Source organism: Pantoea sp. X-Soil-YNGN-785 (assembly GCF_059730585.1).
Genome location: NZ_AP035943.1, coordinates 148,018 through 171,663, shown reverse-complemented (window position 1 = coordinate 171,663; position 23,646 = coordinate 148,018). Strand labels below are relative to the sequence as shown.

Annotated in this window: 26 protein-coding genes and 1 pseudogene; 14 read left to right on the top strand and 13 right to left on the bottom strand. The window is 48.7% G+C overall.

Going from position 1 to position 23,646, the window contains the following annotated elements; all coding sequences use genetic code 11:
- Nucleotides 1-68: 68 nt before the first annotated feature.
- From AC6I8E_RS19395 to AC6I8E_RS19385, 3 genes are all read right to left on the bottom strand, one after another.
- Nucleotides 69-2,006, bottom strand: a complete 1,938-nt coding sequence (locus AC6I8E_RS19395) for a methyl-accepting chemotaxis protein (protein WP_140029382.1) — start codon at nucleotides 2,004-2,006, stop codon at nucleotides 69-71.
- A 353-nt stretch (nucleotides 2,007-2,359) separates the two neighbouring features.
- A protein-coding gene (locus AC6I8E_RS19390; protein WP_140029381.1) for an IS3 family transposase occupies nucleotides 2,360-3,480 on the bottom strand; the annotation gives its coding sequence in 2 pieces (ribosomal slippage) (nucleotides 2,360-3,222 and nucleotides 3,222-3,480; 1,122 coding nt in all).
- A 579-nt stretch (nucleotides 3,481-4,059) separates the two neighbouring features.
- Complete coding sequence (locus AC6I8E_RS19385) at nucleotides 4,060-5,091, bottom strand: P63C domain-containing protein (RefSeq protein ID WP_140029380.1); 1,032 nt, start codon at nucleotides 5,089-5,091, stop codon at nucleotides 4,060-4,062.
- A gap of 860 nt (nucleotides 5,092-5,951) precedes the next feature.
- On the opposite strand from AC6I8E_RS19385, the gene AC6I8E_RS19380 reads away from it, so the two are divergent.
- Nucleotides 5,952-6,158, top strand: a complete 207-nt coding sequence (locus AC6I8E_RS19380) for a hypothetical protein (RefSeq protein ID WP_140029379.1) — start codon at nucleotides 5,952-5,954, stop codon at nucleotides 6,156-6,158.
- A 220-nt stretch (nucleotides 6,159-6,378) separates the two neighbouring features.
- Here the strand turns inward: AC6I8E_RS19380 and AC6I8E_RS19375 are convergent, their stop codons facing one another.
- Nucleotides 6,379-8,031 (bottom strand): methyl-accepting chemotaxis protein, encoded by a 1,653-nt coding sequence (locus AC6I8E_RS19375; RefSeq protein ID WP_140029378.1) that lies wholly within the window; start codon nucleotides 8,029-8,031, stop codon nucleotides 6,379-6,381.
- A 1,849-nt stretch (nucleotides 8,032-9,880) separates the two neighbouring features.
- On the opposite strand from AC6I8E_RS19375, the gene AC6I8E_RS19370 reads away from it, so the two are divergent.
- Entirely contained in the window at nucleotides 9,881-11,446 is a 1,566-nt protein-coding gene (locus tag AC6I8E_RS19370; RefSeq protein ID WP_140029377.1) for a P-loop ATPase, Sll1717 family, read from the top strand.
- A 205-nt stretch (nucleotides 11,447-11,651) separates the two neighbouring features.
- Here the strand turns inward: AC6I8E_RS19370 and AC6I8E_RS19365 are convergent, their stop codons facing one another.
- Nucleotides 11,652-12,506, bottom strand: a complete 855-nt coding sequence (locus AC6I8E_RS19365) for a LysR family transcriptional regulator (RefSeq protein WP_140029376.1) — start codon at nucleotides 12,504-12,506, stop codon at nucleotides 11,652-11,654.
- A 74-nt stretch (nucleotides 12,507-12,580) separates the two neighbouring features.
- Between AC6I8E_RS19365 and AC6I8E_RS19360 the strand changes: the two genes are divergently transcribed.
- Nucleotides 12,581-13,522, top strand: a complete 942-nt coding sequence (locus AC6I8E_RS19360; RefSeq protein ID WP_140029375.1) for a DMT family transporter — start codon at nucleotides 12,581-12,583, stop codon at nucleotides 13,520-13,522.
- A gap of 187 nt (nucleotides 13,523-13,709) precedes the next feature.
- On the opposite strand, the gene AC6I8E_RS19355 is transcribed toward AC6I8E_RS19360, so the two are convergent.
- The 4 genes and pseudogenes from AC6I8E_RS19355 to AC6I8E_RS19340 all read right to left on the bottom strand — a co-directional run.
- On the bottom strand, nucleotides 13,710-13,991 hold the full coding sequence (locus tag AC6I8E_RS19355) for a DnaT-like ssDNA-binding domain-containing protein (RefSeq protein WP_140029374.1): 282 nt from the start codon (nucleotides 13,989-13,991) through the stop codon (nucleotides 13,710-13,712).
- Between the two features lie 219 nt (nucleotides 13,992-14,210).
- Nucleotides 14,211-14,849, bottom strand: a complete 639-nt coding sequence (locus tag AC6I8E_RS19350) for a hypothetical protein (RefSeq protein WP_140029373.1) — start codon at nucleotides 14,847-14,849, stop codon at nucleotides 14,211-14,213.
- Entirely contained in the window at nucleotides 14,837-15,172 is a 336-nt protein-coding gene (locus tag AC6I8E_RS19345; protein WP_033779854.1) for a hypothetical protein, read from the bottom strand. Before AC6I8E_RS19345 ends, AC6I8E_RS19350 begins: the two co-directional genes overlap by 13 nt.
- A gap of 210 nt (nucleotides 15,173-15,382) precedes the next feature.
- A pseudogene (locus AC6I8E_RS19340) lies at nucleotides 15,383-15,904 on the bottom strand (recombinase family protein); the annotation flags it as partial.
- A 221-nt stretch (nucleotides 15,905-16,125) separates the two neighbouring features.
- On the opposite strand from AC6I8E_RS19340, the gene AC6I8E_RS19335 reads away from it, so the two are divergent.
- Nucleotides 16,126-16,362: an aromatic amino acid transport family protein gene (locus tag AC6I8E_RS19335; protein ID WP_081113830.1), complete on the top strand. Its 237-nt coding sequence runs from the start codon at nucleotides 16,126-16,128 to the stop codon at nucleotides 16,360-16,362.
- 2 nt (nucleotides 16,363-16,364) lie between these two features.
- Here the strand turns inward: AC6I8E_RS19335 and AC6I8E_RS19330 are convergent, their stop codons facing one another.
- The 4 genes from AC6I8E_RS19330 to AC6I8E_RS19315 form a co-directional block, all read right to left on the bottom strand.
- On the bottom strand, nucleotides 16,365-17,117 hold the full coding sequence (locus AC6I8E_RS19330) for an ATP-binding protein (protein ID WP_140029372.1): 753 nt from the start codon (nucleotides 17,115-17,117) through the stop codon (nucleotides 16,365-16,367).
- A complete protein-coding gene (locus AC6I8E_RS19325; protein ID WP_497824868.1) occupies nucleotides 17,114-17,956 on the bottom strand; it encodes a helix-turn-helix domain-containing protein in 843 nt (280 codons plus the stop codon). Before AC6I8E_RS19325 ends, AC6I8E_RS19330 begins: the two co-directional genes overlap by 4 nt.
- Before the next feature lie 148 nt (nucleotides 17,957-18,104).
- The gene (locus AC6I8E_RS19320; protein WP_140029371.1) at nucleotides 18,105-18,446 is read right to left on the bottom strand and encodes a hypothetical protein; all 342 of its coding nucleotides are present in this window, start codon (nucleotides 18,444-18,446) and stop codon (nucleotides 18,105-18,107) included.
- Nucleotides 18,447-18,532: 86 nt separating this feature from the next.
- The gene (locus AC6I8E_RS19315; protein ID WP_140029370.1) at nucleotides 18,533-18,763 is read right to left on the bottom strand and encodes a helix-turn-helix domain-containing protein; all 231 of its coding nucleotides are present in this window, start codon (nucleotides 18,761-18,763) and stop codon (nucleotides 18,533-18,535) included.
- A gap of 103 nt (nucleotides 18,764-18,866) precedes the next feature.
- On the opposite strand from AC6I8E_RS19315, the gene AC6I8E_RS19310 reads away from it, so the two are divergent.
- The 10 genes from AC6I8E_RS19310 to AC6I8E_RS19265 all read left to right on the top strand — a co-directional run bounded on the left by AC6I8E_RS19310 (nucleotide 18,867) and on the right by AC6I8E_RS19265 (nucleotide 23,641).
- Nucleotides 18,867-19,580, top strand: a complete 714-nt coding sequence (locus AC6I8E_RS19310; protein WP_140029369.1) for a S24 family peptidase — start codon at nucleotides 18,867-18,869, stop codon at nucleotides 19,578-19,580.
- Between the two features lie 856 nt (nucleotides 19,581-20,436).
- Entirely contained in the window at nucleotides 20,437-20,706 is a 270-nt protein-coding gene (locus AC6I8E_RS19305) for a hypothetical protein (RefSeq protein WP_140029368.1), read from the top strand.
- Between the two features lie 68 nt (nucleotides 20,707-20,774).
- A complete protein-coding gene (locus AC6I8E_RS19300) occupies nucleotides 20,775-20,993 on the top strand; it encodes a hypothetical protein (protein ID WP_140029367.1) in 219 nt (72 codons plus the stop codon).
- A 53-nt stretch (nucleotides 20,994-21,046) separates the two neighbouring features.
- Nucleotides 21,047-21,313 carry a hypothetical protein gene (locus AC6I8E_RS19295; protein WP_061703265.1) on the top strand — a complete coding sequence of 89 codons (267 nt, stop codon included), beginning with the start codon at nucleotides 21,047-21,049 and terminating at the stop codon, nucleotides 21,311-21,313.
- Between the two features lie 71 nt (nucleotides 21,314-21,384).
- Complete coding sequence (locus AC6I8E_RS19290; RefSeq protein ID WP_181161939.1) at nucleotides 21,385-21,528, top strand: hypothetical protein; 144 nt, start codon at nucleotides 21,385-21,387, stop codon at nucleotides 21,526-21,528.
- Between the two features lie 5 nt (nucleotides 21,529-21,533).
- A complete protein-coding gene (locus AC6I8E_RS19285) occupies nucleotides 21,534-21,740 on the top strand; it encodes a ParE family toxin-like protein (protein ID WP_140029366.1) in 207 nt (68 codons plus the stop codon).
- 244 nt (nucleotides 21,741-21,984) lie between these two features.
- The gene (locus AC6I8E_RS19280; RefSeq protein WP_010670528.1) at nucleotides 21,985-22,209 is read left to right on the top strand and encodes a hypothetical protein; all 225 of its coding nucleotides are present in this window, start codon (nucleotides 21,985-21,987) and stop codon (nucleotides 22,207-22,209) included.
- A gap of 129 nt (nucleotides 22,210-22,338) precedes the next feature.
- Complete coding sequence (locus tag AC6I8E_RS19275) at nucleotides 22,339-22,548, top strand: hypothetical protein (protein WP_010670529.1); 210 nt, start codon at nucleotides 22,339-22,341, stop codon at nucleotides 22,546-22,548.
- Entirely contained in the window at nucleotides 22,545-22,838 is a 294-nt protein-coding gene (gene gamL, locus AC6I8E_RS19270; protein ID WP_033779864.1) for a host nuclease inhibitor GamL, read from the top strand. The genes AC6I8E_RS19275 and gamL overlap by 4 nt, the downstream gene beginning before the upstream one ends.
- Nucleotides 22,838-23,641, top strand: a complete 804-nt coding sequence (locus AC6I8E_RS19265) for a PD-(D/E)XK nuclease-like domain-containing protein (protein ID WP_140029458.1) — start codon at nucleotides 22,838-22,840, stop codon at nucleotides 23,639-23,641. Before gamL ends, AC6I8E_RS19265 begins: the two co-directional genes overlap by 1 nt.
- The last annotated feature ends 5 nt before the right edge of the window (nucleotides 23,642-23,646 follow it).

The window sequence follows — 23,646 nt, the reverse complement described above, 5'->3', positions numbered from 1 at the left end:
GTGAGCAGCGAATAATGTCCTGCAGCACGCCCTTTAAGGTTGTATTAAAAAAGCGATAAGTAGGTTTATCAAACAGTATTTGTGCGGAATACGCTGACAGCATCCCTCAGATTAGCTGCCCGGCTTGCAAGCTCATCAGCGGACGATGCTGATTCTTCAACCAGCACAGCATTCTGCTGCGTCACCTGATCCATCTGCGTCACCGCAATATTTATCTGCGATACGCCGGCGCTCTGCTCTTCAGAAGAAGATGAAATTTCCCTGACCAGCTGCGCTGTCTGTTCAATCGCATCCATACTTTCCTTAACTTTTTCACCGGCATCCCGTGCCATTGAAATGCCCTGCTCCGCATTCTCCACCGACTGTTCGATCAGCCCTTTAATTTCCTTCGCCGCACCAGCCGAGCGCTGTGCCAGTGCCCTGACTTCCGACGCAACAACGGCAAAACCTTTGCCGTGCTCACCGGCCCGCGCAGCTTCAACGGCCGCGTTTAACGCGAGAATATTCGTCTGAAACGCAATCCCGTCAATGACAGAGATAATTTCCTTGATCTGCCCTGCACTGCTGCTTATTTTTTCCATAGAACCCAGCACGGATTCCATGGCCTGGCCACCACGCAGTGCCGCGCTGGTAGCGGAGCCAGCCATTTCAGCTGCATGGCGGGTATTTTCAGCATTGTTGCCGATGATTGAAGAGAGCTGTTCCATACTGGCGGCCGTTTCAGCCAGCGATGCAGCCTGCTCTTCCGTTCGCGCAGAGAGATCGCCATTACCGCGGGCAATCTCCTCAGATGAGGTGGCAATAGTGACAGCATTACTTTTAATATTCTCTACTGTCACTGTCAGCCGCTGACTCATCTGCAGTAATGCCCTGAGCAGTCCGGCTGTTTCATTTCGCCCTGTCACGGAAAAAGATGTGGTCAGATCGCCTCCTGCCACTTCAAGCGCAAGCTTTGACGCTGCCCCGATAGGCCGGGTAACAGAACGGATAATGATCAGTGCGAAAACAACAGAAAGCAGGACCATAAAGAGAAGAACGCCAAGCAAACCATACTGTGCATGCCGGTGGTCCGTTATCTGCTGATTCAGCAGATCATTCAGTTCATTACCGCCGGCAATTGCATAGGTACTGAATCTGTTTATCGAGCTGGTAAAAAGCGCAGCATAGTCCTGCGGACTCTGATTCGTCATACTGCGGCTGATAAACAACGCCCCGGCGGTTTTCAGGGCATTAGTTGCTTCCTGTACGGCCGCATCTGCATCAGTACTGAATTTTTGCTTCAGTCCGGCATCAGAGGAAAAAAGCTTTTCTGAATCCTGCTCAAACAGCCCCAGGTCATAAGCACCCGTACTGAGTAAAGATTCCATGCGGACGGAGTCCGCCTCGCTTACGGCTTCCTTTCTGGCAAGCAGTGAAGTGCCAAAAGCGCGGATTTTTCCGAGGCTTTCGGTCAGTTCAGGCAGAGAGGCAAAGTTACTCGTAATCAGGCGATAGGTACTGATATCCGAATCAAGTGAAAGACCGTAGAAATCCAGCACGTCACGGTTTACATTCAGAAGTCTGCGGATGAGCAGCGCATGTGCGTTAAGGCTGGCCGTCTGATCCAGTTTCGACGCATCAATGTCCTGCTGCAGTGCGTCCCATTGCGCGCGTACACCGTTGATTTTCTCAATGACCCCGGCACTGCCCTCAGTCTGTGCCATGTCTTTTGTAAGAGCATCAGAGACACTGACAATGTCATCCCGTACCCGCAGACGTGATGAGGTGGCAGGATTTTTCTGTGCAATGGCAAGGGCAGTCTCAGCACGATGGCGCTGTATCAGATTCAGCAGAGCCAGAATCCTGTTCTCAACAGGTACCCCTGTCACTTCCCGTTGCTTGTCATGAATATATTTATTGCCCTCTGATACAAAAAGCACAGTAGGAACTGAGAAAAGGACAAGACAGAACAAGCCGAGAATCGCAAACTTGGCCGTAAGGTTAATATTGTTAAGAATGTTATTCATTTTTAATTCCTGCTGAATTAATTAGTTTCTCTCAAAAGATGCAAAGTAAAACATCATAAAAACGTTATCGGTTGGCATTTAGCTAACTTTACAGGCCGTAAAAAATATAATGCTGTGAGCTTGAGTTTAAATAATTTATTCTTACATGAAGTCACAACACACCAAGAAGGCAAACGATTGCATTCCTGTTTTAAAAATGTGTGTATCAGCTTACTAAGTATTACGCCGCTTAGCTTGCCAGTTTCATACATTAAAAACCCGGATAATAACTATTTTTGGGTATATGGAACGTGTTGCCCGTACTGATACTCATACGCTTAACATTGACCTGCCCCCAGGATTAAATACAAAACTCAGTTAGTAATGTCGAATCCTTCACTCTCAGAATTACCCTTTCTCCAGCTCGCTGCAAATTCAGACGGCGTCTGATAATTCAGCGTGGAGTGCGGGCGACATTCGTTATAATCCTGACGCCATTCGCTGATGGTTTTCCTGGCATGATTTACGTCGCTGAACCAGTGTTCATTCAGGGATTCATCGCGAAAGCGTCCGTTAAAACTCTCAATAAATCCGTTCTGTGTTGGCTTGCCGGGCTGGTTAAGCTGGAGCTCTATGCCATGCTCAAAGGCCCACTGATCGAGCACGCGGCAGGTAAACTCCGGGCCCTGATCGGTTCTTATCCTAGCCGGATAGCCGCGAAACAGCGCAATGCTCTCCAGAATACGCGTGACCTGCACGCCTGAAATCCCGAAGGCAACAGTGACCGTCAGGCATTCCTTTGTGAAGTCATCAACGCAGGTAAGGCACTTGATCCTGAGACCAGTAGCCAGCGCATCCATGACGAAATCCATCGACCAGTTCATGTTGGGCGCCGCCGGGCGGAGCTGTGGCAGACGTTCTGTTGCAAGCCCTTTACGACGACGTCTGCGTTTAACGCCCAGCCCGTTCAGATGATAAAGGCGGTACACGCGCTTGTGATTAACCAGAAGCCCTTCACGGCGCAGTAACTGCCATATGCGGTGGTAGCTAAAATGCCTGCGCTCCAGTGCCAGTTCAGTAATGCGCCCTGATAAATGGGCATCAGCCGCCGGACGCTGAGCGTCATAGCGGCAGATTGACAGGGACAAACCTGTGAGTCTGCAGGCACGACGTTGCGACAGACCGGTCGCATCACACATCAACACCACGACTTCGCGCTTCTGGTCTGTCGTCAGTACTTTCGCCCAGGAGCCATCTGAAGCGCCTCCTTCTCCAGCATGGCCTCGGCGAGCAGCTTCCTGAGTCTGGCGTTCTCTTCCTCAGGTGACTTCAGGCGCTTAACCTCAGGCACCTCCATGCCGCCATACTTCTTACGCCAGGTGTAGAAAGTAGCGTCAGAAATAGCATGCTTACGGCAGAGTTCCCGGGCAGAAACGCCGGCTTCAGCCTCGCGGAGAGTACTGATGATCTGTTCGTCGGAAAAACGCTTCTTCATGGGGATGTCCTCATGTGGCTTATGAAGACATTACTTACATCGCGGTGTATTAATCAACGGGGAGCAGGTCATAATAGAGTGAATCCTGATTAAGGCTGGATCGTCATAATAAAAAGCCGCCCGGAGGCGGCTTGTAATTATTTATGTGGTTTACCTGCATCCGAGCGCTTCTCGCGAACTCTTCCATCGTTGTTACGGTCGCGGGGCTGGGTTCCACCGCCAGGTTTAGGAACAAATACGCCAGGATTGAGAGGTCTTCTGTCCGCCATGATTCCGTTTCCTAATAGAATGGCAATAGTGCCGCCTTTTTAGATACGCCTGGCATCGTGACCTTTCAACACCGATAAGAAGATATGTTGCGCGGCTTCAACTTTTTTCCGCGTTTCGTTCGAAGCGAGCGATGCTAGCTAAATGCCGTCACTTCATCGCCCTTGTAACAATTAATTCAAGGACCAGCAGTAGTATTCGCAATAGCTTCATAGCGTGGTGCTCTGCTGTCTCTAAACTCATGTCCTTTGACAAATGCTTAACAAGCGTCAGATTAAACAACGCTCCTGAATTTTCGTCATTAGAAGTAGATTACTGTTCCCGGGATGTATCGTTCAATTCAAGTTCAAATGTGCCACCTTTACGTGGCATCACCTGGTCAACCATTTTTATAAAACGATTCCATCCATACCCGTTAGCGATGGCTAAACGCTGAATCATAATCAAAGAATGTAAATGCTGTGATAACATAGGGTTGCCAACATCATCAGTAAGCCATTGATGCATTTTGTTTTTTCGATGGCCATTAGATTGTTTTGGCGTTTTTTTCTCAAGTTCCTGAAGGATAGAGTCACCGAGTCGTTCATAAACAAGGTCCCGGGTGTAATGGGCAACCACGCTGAATCGGTTTTTACTCATGCCACTCCATGGCCAGTTTCTCAACTTATAGATGTTTTCATAAAACTCATCTGGGAACTTTTTCGCCCACGCAGCGAGTTCTTTGCTAATGATTTTGTCCAGATAAGCTTGTAATGCATCTTTGGGACGGATTTCCTGATAGCCCGTTGCTTCATCGACAAGGGCAATGATCCCTACCTTTGCAAGAGAGCGAACCAGGATTTCAGCTTTTTGGGCAGTATCCATCTGGTTTGCTTTAAGTGCACCGTCCTGACGGGCTTTCAGATAAACATCACATACTAATGGCAAAATTGATGCATCATATCCTTCAAGCGTTGCACCTGAATTATCGGTAAAACGCTCGCGTTTGATCGCTTCCATAAGGTCATGATTAACATAAGGAAGTAGGTTCGCAGCATCCATAAAAGCAGGCAGTTTGATCTCGCCGTCAATCGTTGCTCTGACACCGCGACTTGGTCGACCAAGAGCTTTGAAAACGGAGGACTGAGAGATGATGCGCTTGCCATTATTAAGAACGGCCACTTCCAATTCAGTGTCATTGATTTTTAGTACACCTTCGAACTGAGCGGATGGAAGATTATTTTTGATTTTTTCCCAACGCTTATTGGCAGCATTTTGAGCGACAGCTTTTCGCTCATCAGCCGTCATTTTCTCCGCTCGGGCTTTTCCGCCTTTAGCCTGAGGTGATTCGTCTTTGATAGTCATATTGAATTCCGCGCTGATGTGATGAGGATATTGTCTTCATCATCATATGCCTTAGCAAGCAAAAACTAAAAAATGCTTGCTAAAGCACCCAAAATGGAGGGTTCAAAATGGCAACTCTGACGATAATTATGGCTGAGTAAGCACCTTCTCTATAAGCCGTGCCAGTTTTAGCTTCCACAGTGCGTGCGGGCCCTGAAGCGAGGGTGCACGTCCGCTTTGTGCCAGAAGCGGACATTAGAGATTGTATTTTGCTTCAATGGTTAAAATCCGCTCAAAAGCATATACAGCGTGAACCATTAAACCGAGCGGAACTCTCCGCGGAGACTATTCGTGCCGGAATTTATCACCAACTTCTTTATGGATGAGAAATATCAACCTTATGTGATCGGCGGCGCTGCCGTAGGTGCAGTGATTACCATTACAATAATGATGATAATTCTTATCAGGGCATTCAGGGACAAATAGGTCGTGTTTGGCGGATGAATTGTTATGTTCATTTAGCAAAGCTACTTTCTCGTCATTATTTAGACATCCACTTTTTGCTCACGACGGACAATTAATACTGCACAGTGAGATATATGCATCTTAGTTAAGAAACTGGTTGTAGGTTAAGAGAGGTATCTTATCGAAAATTCAGATGATGCCTAAAAGTCTACTGCTGTGTTGCATTTGCTCTGACAAAAGAGAAAAGTAATGAATTCAACACCCGGTCTAAAGGTTAAGTCTGAGCACAATGGTGGATAGTAGATGATTTCATAACTGTCTGTAAAATCGACATCAGGCATCCACAGTAACATCTCATCGTTCATGCCGAAAATCATGAACAGTGTTGTGCGGATTTATTAAGAAGGAACATTACGATGGCGACGCAATTAAGTTATTCAGAAGACAGTGATGATATCCATAAAGCCATAGGGCTGGCCGTTTCACGTGTGATTTCTTCAGGAAAGCCTATGAACAAAGAAAATATTCTGGCGCAACTAAGACAGGCGGAAGAGCATAGCGTGGACGGTACGAGAAAAATTTATGCTGATGCCATCCGCAAAGTCACTCAGAATAATGAGTAGCGCTTCCGAAAGAACCCTTTAGGCCAGTCAGACGGCCAACGTCCGCCCTTCGCTCATAGCGGACTGTGCATCTGCAGATTTGTTTTATATCGACGCCCAAATTCTCTGTATCAGTTATTTGATCAGGTCATGAAGGCTTAAGAGATTTCATCTTTATGCTGAAGTTGCTGCAGCCAGTCCTCCTGAACATACCGCGCCTGTTACAGGCGCGGTGCAGTCATCAGAAATGCGTCCAGCCATCGTCCCCGGCTTCCACGCGGGCTTTTACTGACGCAGTGCGAACATCCGGCCTCACTATAGCTGCGGGGACACTAACAGCAGCAGACATGGCCTGATTACCGAGGCTGAAAACAGATACCGCCTGAAGAAGCAGCGCTGCCTGCTCCCGCAGGCCTGAAGCAGCAGCGGCCGACTCTTCTACCAGCGAGGCATTCTGCTGAGTGGTCGTGTCCATTTCGGTAACGGCAATGCCGACCTGTTCAATTCCGCGGGCCTGTTCGGCACTGGCTGAGTTGATTTCTTCAACCGTATCCGTCAGTTTCCCGACCGCTGAGAGAATGCCCGACATGGTCTCAGAAGCATGAACCACCAGTTCATTACCCTGCCCGACGGTCGTTGCATTGACCGCAATCAGCTGGCGTATCTCCCCGGCAGCCGCAGCGCTGCGCTGCGCCAGTGACCTGACTTCGCTAGCCACCACCGCAAAGCCGCGGCCATGTTCGCCGGCACGCGCCGCTTCCACCGCGGCATTGAGCGCCAGAATATTGGTCTGGAAAGCAATACCGTCGATAACCGCGGTGATTTCACCGATGCGGCCGGAGCTTTCGCTGATTGACTTCATTGTGCCGGTGATGGCCGCAGTCGCCTCACTGCCTTTATTCGCGACATCGCGCACGCTGACTGCGAGCTGGCCTGCCTGGCGGGCGTTATCGGCGTTGTTTTTAACCGTCATACCCAGCTGTGTCATGGTTGCGGCCGTCTGCTCGAGCGCGCTGGCCTGTTCTTCAGTACGCTGCGAGAGGTCAGCGTTACCCTGCGCAATTTCGGTGCTGGCTGACGCCACGTTTTCGGCATTGCTCCTCACCAGACTGACGGTATTAATCAGTGAGTCCTGCATCTCACCGATGGCCGACAGCAGTTTGCCGGTTTCGTCCCGGTTGTCAGTACGGACCACACCACTCAAATCTCCGCGGGATACGCGCTGTGCCGCGTCCACCGCATCCTTAAGGGGGCGCGTGATACTCCGCGTGATAATCCAGGCGGATACTGCCGCCAGGAACAGGGCCACCGCGCCGGCAGTGATTAAGATCATCAGTGCACCGGCCCTGTCATCGCGCGCCTGTGCAGCGGCAGCACTCATGCGCGCTTCCTGAAAGGTCTGCATTTCTTTCAGTGAGGCCATATAGTCGCCCTGAGTCTGGTAGCGTGGGCCGAAAAGCAGCTGCGTGGCCTCATCACTTTTACCCTGCTGCGCGAGTGTGACCACATCATCGATAAAGGGCAGGAAGAGTGCAGAGCGGGCCTTAAGGAGTTCAAAAATTTCCTTTCCCTGAGGCGTGTTTACCTGACTGCCGATAAGAGCAATGAGACTGTCCACCTTATGTCTTTCGTCACGGTAATCGCTGATAGCTTTTTCCCGTTTGGTGACGTCGCTGAGAAGGATTGCGTTTCGGGCAAGGCGGCTCATGTCTGAGGTGTAATAGCGGAGTGAAAGGGAGGTAGAGGCTTTGGTATAGAGGTTGCCGGATATTGCGTCGTTAGCATGTCCGAGAGAATTTATTTTTACGATGCCGATGAGCACCATAAACATGACAAGGAGCGCCATAAAGCCGAAGGCTGCGCCGAGCCGGATGCCTATTCTGATGTTGTTCATACTGATTCCTGGGTGTAGAGCATCAGCCTTAATACATAGCGCTGATGCAAAAATTCCCCCGTTCAACGGGAGGGTATTGTTATGTTGTACCGCAGCATCTGGACGCGGCATCAGCGTTATCGGCAAATTTCAGCAAATGTTCAGGGCGGCTGTCCTGCCGGGAATGTTGATCGCTTAAAGCATGGAAAATGAAACGGTAATCCAGCCCTCTTTCATAAGAGCAAGGGGGCTTAAAAAAGAACGGCACAGATTTAGTTTCCTGGAAAACGGCATGCATCGCTGTTTCATCGGCGCAGACAGCTGTATCCGGGCTGCGTACCGTCCGGCTTATTCAGGGCTTAATTTTTTATTTATAGTCCGAAGCTCTCATGCAGCGGCAAATTCTGCCGATTACACTAAGGTGCCTGACGACTGAACACTAATCTGAACTGTTTTATCTGGGGTTTATGTCTGGCTCACCTTTACAGGGGGCCATTTTTTGCACGGCTGGTCGGTGCCGAATATCTGAGATGTGTGAAAGGAAGAAATGCCGTCGTGTAAGTGCCACGGATAACTGGTTCCAACGCCAACGTCCGCCTCTCGCTCACAGCGGACAATAAGCGCCTACAGTCCAATTAGTGCCAGAAGCGGACGTTTCCAGCATCAGCATGCACTAACCGGTGGAGAACAGATCTTATTGCATAGCCATGCAGACTCGCCGGAATCATCAAAGGCATTTTTCAGGGTTTGAGCCGAAAAGTGCCAGTAACGCCCCTCTGGCCTCAGAAACGCGCTGAGGGCCTCTCAGGAGGCGCCTAAGCACTGTTATGTTAAATACAGCAGGCGGGCGTGTACAAAAAAATTTTGCTATCAGAGCTTATGTCCGGGCCGGACATGCCGATAATCAGAATGCGCCTTGCTGGAGGCTCAATAATATTATAACTCTGATGTGACACACTTCAGCTCCTCCTCCCCTGGCGGAGCTTTTTTTTTGCTGACGGCGGCGTTCCCGTCTTGCGGAGCCGAATTAATTTTCCATGCCGAGGATGTGTCGTTTCCCCTGCTGGACACGGCGCGTTTGCCGAAAATGTGAACGTTTTCTTCTTGTTCAGCCCGCTGAGATGGCGGGTTTTTTACCGGTAAAATCCCGCAACGTCAGTACTTATGCTCTGCCGTCCCGGCATGAAAGCCGTTTTTTTCCCGCTTACGCTTGTTATCGTGGCAATCGTTTTTATCATTAGGACCGACCGGCGGCTCCGGCTACCGCGATAAAAGCAAGCGTCACCGTATTCCTCTTTGTACCGCCTGTACGGCGGTTTTTTTTGCCCTGAAAACAGGCACGCCGCTGCCCGCGTCCGCTGTCTGAGGTGCAGGGGCGTGGTCATGATGTTGCGATGAGCTCCGGGGCAGCCACCCGGGACATCTGTCCCGGATGGCTGAAAAAAATCCCGAAACCTGGCCTGCGGGGCCGGGAAGGAAGTGAGGCAGTGAAATTCGCGTTAAGAAAAACCACCCCTTACTGTATCACGCCGTTTTCAGGGATGCGCAGAGGTTCAGCAGGTCTGCTGCCGGTTGTCCGGGATTCGTGATCGGGATGTTATGTTCAACAGAGTGAAGGTACTCGGTCGTCATCAGTTAAACGTCTGCTTTTCGCTCATAGCGGACTTTAGCCTGCTGTACGTCCGTTTTGTGCCAAAAGCAGAATTTTTCTGCTGTTGAACTCATAGTGCAGTAAAAATAATCTGCTACTTTTATCAATACAGGCTTAGTGTGAACTAAAGCCATAAAGGGTCATTAATTCAGTCGGTTACTTCTCACAACCATCTATATCTCAGGCAAAACTGCTTGATTAGTCAAAGGATTAGACCAATTGAACACTTTCATATTCAGAAATAATGATGAGATAGGAAAACTAGAGGCCGAATCAGACAATTATTTGGACTCTTGTTTTTTAGAAACAGATATATTTAAAGGGATTATGAATTTTGATTCATCAGAACGGAATCCAGACTTCACAAAACGAATAATAGTTGGGCGAACCGGCAGTGGTAAATCCGCTCTTTTAAAAAAGATCTTAGATGAAGGAAGCATTAAGGTTTATGAAAAGATTGAAGCGGAAAATACAATATTCGAACATGTAAAAAACAATGTTTTTATTTCATCCTTAAGTGATAGCGGCATTGATTTAAGAGTATTTTATAAGTCCCTATGGCTACATGCCCTCTTAATAAAAGTAATCCCTGCCTTGCACCGTTCAACTTATCAAAGTTTTTTTAATAAGGTGCAAGACTTAATTGGAGGGAAAAAGAAGCCTTATAATCCGGAACTGGCAAATGAATACATTGAACAATTCAAGGACGTTTTTTTCAATGATAAAGCGTTGGTTGAAATAAGTAATAAAATGCAAAGTGAGTTGTCTACAAAGGTAGGTATAAAAGGGATAGATCTAGGAGGTAAGTTAGGTCGTGAAGATGCTCAGAAAGTTCAATCCGAAACATCCAGCTACGTAAGTAGAGAGTTAATTAGAAAACAAAAAGAATTGATAAAGATATTAAATGAAGAATTCTCTGAAGTTGGTCAGTTCAGGATTATTATAAGCATTGATGATCTTGATCGCTCATGGCTGAGTTCAAGCGATATTAGGTATGACTTCATTAACGCATTGTTAGAAGCTTTTAGAGAATTACTTGATGTAAAATCTGTTAAGATATTGATATCTATAAGAACTGACATACTTATGGGGATTTATAATAAAACACTAAGACAAGATGAGAAAGATCAATCTCTTATTTACTCTGTTTCATGGAATAAAGCTGAAATTAGAAAAATAATTGATATGCGTATAAATCATCTGATTAAGAATAAATATCAAGGCTCCCGCGTCATTACAATGAAGGATATTTTCAACTTTAATGTCGACGATACTCAAGCTGATGAGTATATTTTAGATCGAACTATGCTTAGACCAAGAGATGCCATTAGCTTTGTAAACTATTGCTTGAAGGAATGTGATGGCCACATTGAAATTAATCAAGATATAGTTTTAATGGCAGAAGAGAAATTTTTCTCTTCTAGAAAGAGGGCATTAGTATCGGAATGGGTGACTATTTATAAAAATATTTCTGAATATATTGATTCCTTATCCATATTGAAAAAACATGAGTTCTCATTAGAATCAATTAGTGAGGAAGATAAAAATTCAATTCTAACTTATATTTTCGATAGGGTTTCATCTGACGATGAGAATGATTTACATTCCAAGATAGTAATGAACTTCGATGAACTCATGAAAGTATGGTTTATTGTTGGTGTGATAGGAATTAAACGGACTGAAACTCTTATAATTTACTCTTCATATGACAAACCTGACCTTGACATAACTGACCTTAATCGCAACTTCATTATTCACCCATTATTCAATAGGCGGCAAGTGTGAGTGTTATTTTTTATTTGCACTAAGACTAATCTTGAAGTCTGCTGTTCGCTATTAACAGACCCCACACCCGTGTCAGTCCGCTTTGTGCCAGAAGCGGACATTGCAAAAAAGGGTTGTTTGCATCATTAAGGCGCATGTCAGCGGAAATCTTTCACACAGCCATGAGGAAAAAAGAACATCTGATTCCAGACATCTGTTCAGCCATTTAAAACCGAAATGATTGACAAAGCGCTTTTGAAAGCAGATCTACAGCTTCGTCCTCACATGATGCGGCGCTTCGTATGAACACGATATTATGGTCAGGAATAGCAGGCATATTCTCAAGAATTTGCATGCGGCCTGATACCTTACCCCGATCCATTAAACTTACCGCCAGTCCTGCCTCGACACACGCCTGGACCGCCTTACTCGAATGGCTTTCCAGCACTATACGCGAACGTCGACCTGAAGCTTTCAGGGAGGCGGTAATAGCCTTGCGATAAATACATGGCTCTGCGTAGACAGCCAGGGGCAAGGGATTTTCAAGCGCCACGTTACTGTTCAGAGGACCCACCCAGACGGGCGTGGTTGACATTAACAATTGCGCAGCGGGACTGGTTTTTTCTTTAGGCTGGACAACCAATGCCGCATCCAGTTTTCCTCGCTCTATCCACTCTTCAAGCTCGGTACTGGGCCCCATTTTCAACTCCATTACTACGTTCGGCCATGCCGCACTAAATGAAGGAAGTATCTCCCGGATAACCTGAGCAGCATACTCATCGGGCATGCCAAGGCTGATCCGTCCGGAAAGATTCGAACCATGAAGGTCAGACAGTATCCGATCGTGCGAGCGCAGGAGCTCTGCTGTTGAGCGCAGAAGCTTTTTCCCCAGAGCAGTCAGCATCACAGACTGATTGTCGCGGTGCAGTAACTGCCCACCTGCAACTGCCTCCAGACGCTGAATATGAATGCTGACAGCTGCAGGACTCTTGTGGAGGATATTAGCTGCCGCGCTGAATTTTCCTGTCCGTACGACTGCATGAAAGGTGCGAAGTAGCTCGATAGAAAGTGTTGTGGTCAATGTTTACCTTCTTTAAACCAGTCCTACATATCATTTTGATTTAACAGATTACACTAATCTATTACCTTCTTTAAATGAGCAAAATAAATCAATCCCAAAGAAAAAATACGTTAAGCCTTAACTGGCTTTATACCGTTCCTTTGCCCCTGCTTGAGGTTGCCTTACTTTTTTCCTGGAGTTCAGGTTTCATCGGCGCACGCTTTTCAATTAATTACGCCCCGGCATTACTGGTCGTGTTCTGGCGCTATGTTTTGTTAACGCTGGTCCTTTTACCATTCGTGTTCCGTTCCCTGTTAAAAACACCTCCCAGGGTGCTAATGATAAATGCCGGAATCGGTCTGTTGGCCATGGTCGGATACATGATCGGTGTGACCGAAGGAATTGCATTAGGTGTCCCGGCGGGACTCGCAGCCCTGTGTGCTGATCTCCTTCCGTTGGGAATGGCGCTGCTGTCGACAGCATTTTTAGGGGAACGGTTAGCCATCCGGGTCTGGCTTGGGCTATTCACGGGACTGCTCGGCGTGATATGGGTGACCCACAACGTGCTTACGTTTGGCAACGCCCCACTCTGGGCTTATGGTTTGCCGGTGGCGGGTATGCTGTCGCTTGCAGTTGCAACGCTTTGGCAGAAACGCAGTAATGAATCACAATCTATGGATATTCTGCCCAATCTCTGGCTACAGTGTTTCGTTGCGGTGATAAGTTTTGCGGTTATTGAAAGCTTTAACGGTAGCCTGGCGCCAATCCCCTCACTGGGATTCACGCTCAGCGTCTTCTGGACGGCAACTCTGCCAACTTTTGGTGGCTACGGTCTCTACTGGATTTGTTTACGCCGGAGCTCAGCAACCCGTGTTACCACAGTGCTGTACCTCAGCCCACCTGTCACAATGATTTGGGCATGGGTTATGTTCAATGAGCCCCTTTCCTGGCAGATGGCTTTCGGTATGGCGATCTCTTCTCTCGGGATCTGGATGGTCATACGTGGCGAGGCAGCAGAGAAAAAAACTCCTTCATGAGCCGACGTTTTAATCTTTATGGCTAATTAGCCTGGGATAACTCTTAGCGGGGATATCAGAATATAAGTCTGTGACCTGCTTTCTTAAGATTTATACATGGCGATATCTGCAATGTCCGCTTCTCGCTCAAAGCGGACGATTTCCATCAAAAAAGTCGCCTTCTTCGACAAGAGGCTAGGTACCGCCCTTACCCACCTCTGAACCCTTCAGGTATTTCATAGTTCATCTCAGATACCCGCGTGCAGTCTCGTCTTTCTCTGGAGCGCTTTGAGGAAAGGTGTTTGCGCACTTTTTCAACATAGCGTGCCAGTTTCATTTCCCGCTGAATCTGGTTGTAAGCCGCGCCATCAGCCACCCAGTAAATAACAAAATCCGCAAGCCTGGCCGGATCTGGAGGGCCTGAAAGTTCTATGCCGATTTTGCTTGCCGTTCCGCGCAGGCTCGACGACGGCTGCCAGCCCGCGAACATCACAAATTTTTCTGCAGGATGACTTGCTGCGCGTTTGCACCGGTCCGCGATAGATTATGTTCTTGATGTACAGAGTTCGCGCGCGACGCTGGCGGCGTGAAAGAGAGGTGAAGGGCTTGTACTTGCGGGTCATGGTTCGCTCTGCGCATCGTTCGCTGGTAGGAATCCAGCCGCGCAGTTTAGCGAACGCTAAAGATGTAAGCCATGAAAAAAGAGTAGTTATACAGCGCGCGCGGCCAGAACGATTTGTTCCAGAGCACGGTGTGTAGGGCGAAAGCCCAGACGCTCAAGCACTCTGGGAGAGATAACGGCGTGTGGGTCGCCCCAGATGGTGTCACCAGCCTGTTCCAGCGCATCTATCTCACCGATGTAGGTTTCAGGTACACCGTCTTTTAATCGATATTCAAGGCGATCATCACGAACCAGCATGATATTGAGCTGTACGGTGTCATCCTCACCCATAAGCAACCAGATGAGCATTCCACCAGGAGTCTGGTGCGTATCACTGACCACTGCACCATAATGCTTCATTATCATACGATAAACGTGCTGGGAGAGTTTTACCCTGCGATAATCCTCGCCGACAAACGCACTCGAGACTTGCGGAATGCGTACAGGAAAGCCCTGGGGCGGCTCAAGGTTGAACTCAAGGACGAAATTGGCCGATACGTTGCCGGAATCAACATGGCGCAGGAATAACATAGCCATGTCGCCTCCGTCATCTTGAAGGATGGCTTCGTGTTCGGCTCCATCATCATCGCTAATGTTGTTTAATGACTGGTAGGACTGGCCTGGTTCAGTAAGATCATCAGGCCAGATAAGTTTCTTTTCGTGCGTGCTAATTGCTAGTGGTGACATACCTGTTTGCCGTGTCCTTTGCACTCAAGAAATTCCATAGCGCGACGGCTGAGGTCTGCCAGATCCACTTCTTTGAAAGGAATATTATCTTGCTGCTTAATGCACTTGTTACGGCCATCGGCTTCAAACTGAAACACCACTACCGGCGCAATGCGTTCGCGGCGTGTAGCATCCTTCCAGTTTTCATGCACGACGATGAAGCGTGGACGCTCAGCGCGTTCGGTGAGAGAGCGGACTTCAAACTGTCCCTGAACGCCGGGTACGCGTAAACTGCCCAGGAGAGCGTAGCTATCAGCGATAGTGAATCGAGTATGTGTAATCATATTCACCTCCGTTGTTCAAAATATTAGTCAGGGAAACGAAACCCGTTACGCGGCAACCGGTTGTCGGTTGACGTATATTAATAGTAGTAGATTAATTTGCAACTTGTTTGTCCAGGAATTAGCCAGAAGCGGCTATATGCGGAATCCCTTTAGGGGCGTCAGACCAACTAAACACGCTTCAAGTTCAAGTCTCTGCGCAGGGCAACTTCTCTACTTCCAGTGACGGCTAACAGTACGGATGCTTATACCCAGCTCTTTGGCCGCCCCCGTTGTGTCAATCCCTTTTCTTTCAGCTCCTGAACAAGCTTTGCAGTTTTGTCCGCTACTGGACGGTCAAGGGTCTTGCCTTCCTTGCGCACGCGATTCAAGCTTTCGCGGGTACGTTCAATGATTTTATCGCGCTCCAAGGCCGCGAAGACGCTGAATAAACCCAGCATCAATTACCCTGCGCCGTGCTTAGGTCGGGGCAAGGCAAGTCCTGGCAAATGATTTTGATCCCCCTTCCTCTAGCATTTTGACGGTGGAAAGCACATCTATGGCATCACAGCCAAGGCGATCCACTTTCAGGACCACCAGCGAATCACCAAGCTTCAGCTTGTGTTTCACCATGTTTTTGAACTCTCGACGCTGAATAGCGTGCGCGCTGCCGGAAATAGTTTCGCTGATTACGCGATAATCTTCCACGTCATAACCCGCATTGCGGATGGCTAACACTTGGTCAGGCGCGCGCTGTCGCTGTTTTCAGGGAACGCGCCAGTTTCATTTCCCGCTGAATCTGGTTGTAAGCCGCGCCATCAGCCACCCAGTAAGTAACAAAATCAGCAAGTGCGGCCGGATCTGGAGGGCCTGAAAGTTCTATGCCGATTTTGCTCGCAGTACGAATCAGCTCTGGCGAGTGCCTCCCCAATAACTGACACCACACTAACCCGAACCGCCCCGGTATCTGTTCGTTCGTGGGGCCGACAGCGGGCCTTGTGGATTACACCAGCGATCGCCTGACTCGCCCCACAACCAGAACGGGCCGCCTCAAAGCCACAGCGATTACGTTTCTTCCGCCATTGTGTTTATCTCTGCTTTTCCTGGATGGGTTTACGGCGATGAACATAGAAAACAGAATCCCGTTATCCCTCTCACTGCTACCGTTGATAACTTGTCCGGATGATGGCCAGAATGGTGAACCATCGACATGATATTAGTCGATTAGAGGCAAATGCTTTACGTTGCTCCTGTAGCTCTCCCAGTCGAAATTTACCCAGATGCCACTGTCCATTTTCAGCCGGTCCATAATTCTGAAACCCAGTACCTCGCTGGTCTGCTGATGGTTCAGATTCGTCAAAACTCCCACCGGCCTGAGCGCAGAAAGACGACGGTCAATTATCTGATTAAGCAGCACCCATTCATTTTTCGTAAGACGCTGAACACCGACGTCGTCCAGTACCAGCAGGTTTACCCGGCAGATATCTTCCAGCATCGCATATTCCGCTCCTCCCCCGGCTTCATAGGTCGAGCGGATTTTTGCTGACAGGTCAGGAATGGTGACCATAAGAGCCATGCGGTTTGTCTGCAGCAGATAGTTACAGATAGCGGCTGCAAGATGATTCTTTCCTGTGCCCGGCTTGCCGCTGAAGACAAAACCGCCGAAACCCTTTCCAAAATCGTGTGCGTAACGCCTCGCCATACTCAATGCATGCCGCTGCCCGTCACACGTAACCACGTAGTTATCAAACGTACAGTGCCGGTGTAGTTCCTGGATTCCACTTCGGTTCAGAATACGCTCTGCACGTATCTGCTCGTTGAGCCGCATGACTTCGCAGGCGTACCGGCGACCTTCCTGAGCCTGCCATATTTTCCATTCCTGCGCGGTCGTAAATTTGGGCTTGATACCTCGTGGCATAAGTTTATTCAGGCGCTTAATCACGCCTCCAGACGAAGCGATATTTTTCATGACAGATACCCCGTAAAGCCATCGGGAATCGTCCTGTCAGGCTCAGAAATCGCGATGTACATGCCAGGTTCTTTCGAGCCTGCAACATGCGACACGCAGGTTTTTTCCCAGTTCTCGTCAAAGTGACGATCGGGACCAAAAAACGTTACCGCATGTTTGACGTACTGCGTTCCGGCACTTCCTGTCGCACGAGCATAGTTTGCGTACCGTTTCACACCCGCCAGCATATCCTCTGGCCTGACACCCTCACGTAACCGAGCTGACCAGGCTTTCCACGCAGAAAGCTTCGGATTACCCCCTGCACGTTTTGGATACGCCTGCCAGGCTTCTTCAAACACAGGTGAATAATTTGTTTTGCCCGGTGCAGCCATGACAGCCGCTTTAGCGGCGGGTGTTTTATTTATAGGTTCTATGTTGGGTTCTAATGACTGATTCTGTGTCCCGTTTTTGGGATCGTTCAAAAGCCCGTTTTTGGGATCATTCGATGGCTTAATTGAAACAGGCCCGATTTTGGGAACATTCCCGTTTTTGGGACCATTACCTTTTACTGAACCCTCCCGTTTTTGGGCACATTTAAAATCGAGGTTCAGCTTCAGGACACGCACCCGTTTTGTGGGACCTTTCCGCTCACCGGTATCGGAAAGCAGACCATCCTCAATCATCTGATTGATCCATTTCCCGATAGTCTTTCTGTCGAGCCCTGTATCATTGACGAGCCTCATGATGCTGGGATAACAGCAGTGGTATTCGTCGGCCCGGTCAGCCAGTGAAAGGAGAAGTAGTTTTTGGGAAGCCTTGAGATTAAGACTCCAGGCCCAGTCTGTTGCTGCGCGACTCATTTAATATGTCCCTCCAAAATAAAAATTTTAAGAAGTTTCATTGCATTCTCGCTATGTGTGCAGAGGCTAAGATCTGACTCTCGTTGCAACTCTTGTCCCTTCCCTTCCCCCCTCACACTGAATTAAGCGAAGTCCTGAAACCACCAGCTCATGGACAGGATTGTCTGTGCTGATGCTCATCGCCTTCCTCATTACAGGTTCGTTCCAGTTCATACTCAGCAAACCTGATAGCGACCTGCATCAGCCAGCGATATTGTTCCTGGGGTATTTTCATCTCCCCCTTCATCACGAAATCCTCAATACCGCTTGCAGCCAGCGTTTCCATGATTTCGGGATATTTTTCAGTGCGTCTCAGAATGGTTGAGTCTGCAACATTAAGACGACGGGCAACCTCTGTCTGTCGCGTAGTGAACAAAGCTTTTAGGGCCAGCGTATGAAGATGTCGTCCCTGAACTGATGGTTTCTGTTTGCGTGTGTTTGCGGCATCCATTTTTTATTGTCTCAGATAGTGTGATGAACCGGGACCGATTGCATATGCATAACGCTAAGCATGAATCTGCCCTGATTGGCCAGAAATCAGTGAAACTTCTCCGGTAATCCGTCCTTCTTACCAGGGTAGTCATCACTGTTAAGTTCGTGTGGCGTAACCTGCCAGCCAGTTACTGCAGACCATTTGATGGCGTTGCTTCCTCTGGGCCTGTACTTCCCGGCAATTACCTGACTGACATAGCCCTGGCTGACCCCTGCTGCTTTAGCGAAATCAGTCTGTCTGATACGATTCAGTTTTAAGTAGTCAACCAATTTCATGATGAATTCCCATAGACCGAAAACCACATATTAGTGCTACTTATTGACAAGATCAACAGTGCAACTATTTGCATAGTATTAGTGCTACAAATAATAATGCCTTATGACAAAAAAGAACCTTATTACCGATGAAGACATTCTCGTTTCGAAGCGCTTGCGCGAGATTTGGGATGCGAAAAAAGAAGAACTTGGCCTTAGCCAAGAGAAAGCGGCTGGCCGAATGGGCTTCAGTACTCAGGCTGCAGTCAGTCAGTTCCTGAACGGGAGAATCGCTCTAAATAAAGAAAATGTACTGAAATTTGCTGAACTTCTGGGTGTATCTCCTGAAGAGATAGATCCTTCTATTGAACCCCTATTGAAACCCATTCGCCTCGCTGAAAGAAAAAAAAACAGCGTCATTGTCAATAATGTAACAAAGTTCCCTTTCTACACTAGTGAGCAGGTTTTAGAGATATATAAAAACGGAAAAACCTTAACTCCAATCAGCTACATACCCGCCGTAAAAGAAGCCAGCAAAGATGCTTTTTGGATCGCTGTATCCGGGCACTCGATGACAGCAGCTCAAGGCATAAAGCCCAGTTTTCCAGAAGGCGTAATTATACTGGTAGATCCTGGTATACCCGTAATAACAGGTGGTTTTTGTGTTGCATCGCTTGATAAAAATACATCGCTGACATTCAAAAAATACGATCTTGATGCGGGATTGGGATATCTGGTGCCTTTGAATGCAGCATACCGAACGCTGAAGTGCGATGATGATACGAAGCTGATTGGCAGTGTCATCCACACGCAATGGCCAGAAGAGCTCTTTAGATGATTGTAAACGACTGAACTTTTTTAATCCGCCATGCCACTCTCCATGCTATTACTCGTGTTCTGAAAAATCCCCCTCAAATAAATTAGTGCAACTATTGACATAAATAATTAGCGGCACTATTTTACACCTGTACCTGCCAATCTGCTTCTGTCTTAATCAGTACACGCGAAGCAGGCATAACTGGAGAGAAATGATTGGCTGCTGAACGGCACAGCATACTGTCGGGCGGGAGGAGTGCAGAAGCGCGAGATCCCGAAGTGGCAAAACCCACCTTCCTCTCAACAAATGAGATGGCACTGCCCAGTGTCATTTCCTTTGTTGATGGAGGTTAGTATGAAAAAGCACAGCGTTCTGTGCCCGGTCTGTGGAATCAACTTTGATCCCAGAGCACCTGGAGTTCATATAAAAAAGCATCATAGCGCAGCATCACGCCATGAGTTAATCCTGATACGCGACGCCCGGCGTCTCTGTTTCGGGAAGAGTAAGCCCTACAAAAATAAATCACCCTGCTTACTCTGACTCATCACGACATTGACAGCTTATCTCAAACCTTTTTCGCAATTTAAACGAGGTGTCAGTGCGAAGGGTTTTTCCATTCATTCAGATTTATGAAACGGAATACCTCTATAACGTCACTGTCAGCAAATGCCTGACAGCCTGAAGTACCGAAAGTAGTGGCATCCTGATTGTATAATTATGAGTGTGATTTGTCTGACCAAGTGCCTGAATGACTTTCCCGCCTCGTGCGGGATTTTTTTTGCCCCGGATATGTTACGTCCGGCCGGGCATCAAAGCCTCTCTGGCTCAATCACCCTTTCCGTAATGCCTGAATGGCAAATCCACTCAAGGAGTAACGATGTTATATCGCGATGCTGCTGTGCGTATCAGCCAGACTGTGTTGTTGCTGTCCCGTGAACTGAGTGTTTCTGCTGATCAGATGTTTGAGTACCAGCAGGAAGGCAAAGTCACGGAAGAGCAGGCTGCGACACATATGCATAAAGTCCAGGTTGTTCTCGACGTGCTCTTCACCGAAATCCTGGATCCCATCATGACTGAGCACCCTGACTTACTGCCTGGATGTTGCTGTAGCGACGTTTCAGAGACAGACAGGGACGGCCAGTCGTGATCGCTCTCTTACCTGTCCACATGACCGCCATTATGGCGGTTTTTTTACGTCCGGAACCGGAGAACACCATGCATAAAGAAAAACCTTCATGCGTTCTGAATCCAAAAGAAATGCGCCGCCTCGCCCTTGCTCATGTACAGGCGTATGTAAATGCCTGTCACTGTCAGTCCCGTCGTGACGTCCTGATGGCACTGTCTCACTGGCACGATGTAGGCGTGAACATGAGCGATTTCATCAAAAATACGCGCCTCATCATTATTGATGAAGATGGCATCCATGAACGCTGAGATGTCATTCGGAAACCCCGCCCGCAAGGGCATTACCTGACCCGGAGGTCATTATGCAACATCGTGAAACTGCAGAGAAAGTCACTGAAACACTGCTGGAAGTGGCAAACAAGCTGGTGGCATCGGTAAGGATGGTTGATGCCAGTGAGAAAGACGGAAAAGTCAGTATGGACGAAGCAGACGCATACCGTAAGGGTGTGATGGGATCACTGGATGAATTGCTTCAGTCAACTCTCACAACCATTTTCGCCACACACCCTGATTTACGACCAGCATGCAGCTGCGCTTCTTCTGCCTCGGAAGACAACAACCAGCCGTAACTGCCTGCCTGAATACGTCAGAGTAAACCGTCCGCCAGGGCGGTTTTTTTATATCTCAACGGAGACAAAGCATGATTATTCATATCCGGAACGGCAGGTTCATCTTCACCGCCAGTTCTTTAAACCGAAGCCGCCGTTTTGTCTGTTTCAGTGAAGGCATCGCCTGGACGTATGTGCAGAAGCTTGCCACTGCCTGTGCCGCTGAAATGAGGTAACGGTGATGTCCAAGCCACATGCCCCCGTCCGGATAATGAGGCGTGCTGAGCGCATTATGCGCTTATGGCGTACCGGGCAAATCCGGGCGAGGCGAACCTATCGGGGTCAGTATCTTACGTTAAGGGTTACGCCGCAGTGGAGACTGTTATCGAAAGACAATGGACAGAACTGGGAATTACTCAGTCATGCGGATTACGACAATCAGATTTAGTCCCGATGTTTCAGCCGTAATGACCGGCACGGGGCAAAACAGAGAAAATCGGTCATGGACGCTCAAGAGTGACAGCATCGCCCTGCTGTCCATAAACGCTGGCTCGCAAATGCGGAGACCCGAAGCTTCGCTCCGATCAGAGCGGGCGGCATCCGGGAGAAACCAGGTCCGGGATAACAGCCAGATCAGGCGGGTCACCAACCCCGAAGTTAAACGGTTATTTTCACTTAAAGGAGATTAAAAGATGAAAATTCAGTACATCGCGACCTCAACAGAGGGCACGCTCCATATCAAATCCTGCGTTCTTCGGGCATTTATCCATGAACGTGTTGTCAGGGCGGCTCTCATGGCCGCACCGGATGCCCGGGTGACCCACACTGGTACGTTTGTTATTCATACGCGCATAGCAGGAGACCCGGCACAAATCCTTGCAGCCACCCGCGAGGCCCGTCGTGAAGAAGAAGAGTAAACCAGGTCTGATGACGTCGTGCCCGGTCTTACTGACACCTGAGTAAACACGTCATCCCTGCCCCTCGTCATACTGCCGGGCTTATCAGAACCGGAACAGGTTAACTGACTATTCAAAGGACCATTTCCCATGATGCAACCAGACATCAGGGGCGATGCTGCTTTTGCTCGCCCCTTTAATGCCATCCGCGATATCGAGTTTGCGCCTGAAAACATTGTCAATGGTGCCAGCTTTTCATCGCCCACATCCCCGGCATTGCCACCCCAGCCACCTTTGCCCGTGATGCAGGTGGTGTTTGACCGTTTTGTCGGCATCCTTCTTCAGGAGGGGAAGCCATGATCACACCGTATGCTTTGCTGGAACGTCACAAAGACCACCTGGATGCCCAGGAGCAGGACGCAATCAGGAAAGAACAGTGGATCGATGACGAAGCCCAGCGCCTGCTGTCCTGTTTTCCTGACCACCTACACCTGTTCCGTCACTGGAACCTGCATCCTGATGCGATGAAGTGCTGTGCCCATCCTGAAGCCGCTGAGGAATACATCAGCTTTATCACGAATCTGGCCTACCTGCAGGCGGCCCGAAATTACGACCTTCAGGTGCTGCTTGGCTGGGAGGAACCAGCATGATGAAACCGGGTATCTATGAAGGCCTCAGCAATGAGGCCTATCACGCCGGTCCCGGCGTCAGTAAATCGCAGCTCGATGACATTGCGGTTAACCCGGCCATTTACCTCTGGCGCAAACATGCGCCTGTGGATACGGATAAAACAGCCGCACTGGATATGGGAAGCGCGCTGCACTGCATGCTGCTTGAGCCTGAACAGTTTGATAAGCGCTTTATTGTGGCTCCTTCCTTTAACCGGCGCACCTCTCAGGGTAAAGCAGATGAAGCAGCATTTCTGAATGAGACACGCATCCGGAATATGACGGTCATGGATGCAGAACAGGGCCGGAAACTTCAGCTCATGAGAGAGAGCGTAATGGCGCATCACGCCGCACGCTTTTTTCTTGAAGCTGACGGCCACTGCGAATCCTCCTTCTACTGGTCAGATGCAGAGACAGAGGAACTCTGTCGCATCCGGCCAGATAAATATCTGACGAATCGCCCTCTCATCGTCGACGTGAAAAAGGTGAGTGATATGTCGCGCTTTGCCCGCCACATCGAAGCGTTCCGGTACCACGTTCAGGCAGCCATGTACTGCGAGGGCTTTTATCACTGCACTGGCACATATCCGCAGTTCGTTTTTATTGCGGTCAGTGAAGCGATCGACTGTGGCCGTTATCCGGTTCGTGTGTTTGAGCTGCACGACAATGACATGAGCGCGGGATCCGCCCTCTTCCGTCGGGACCTGTGCACATTCCATTCCTGTCGCCTCGGCAATAACTGGGGCGGCATAGAAATAATTCAGCGCCCTGCATGGGCACATTAACAGGA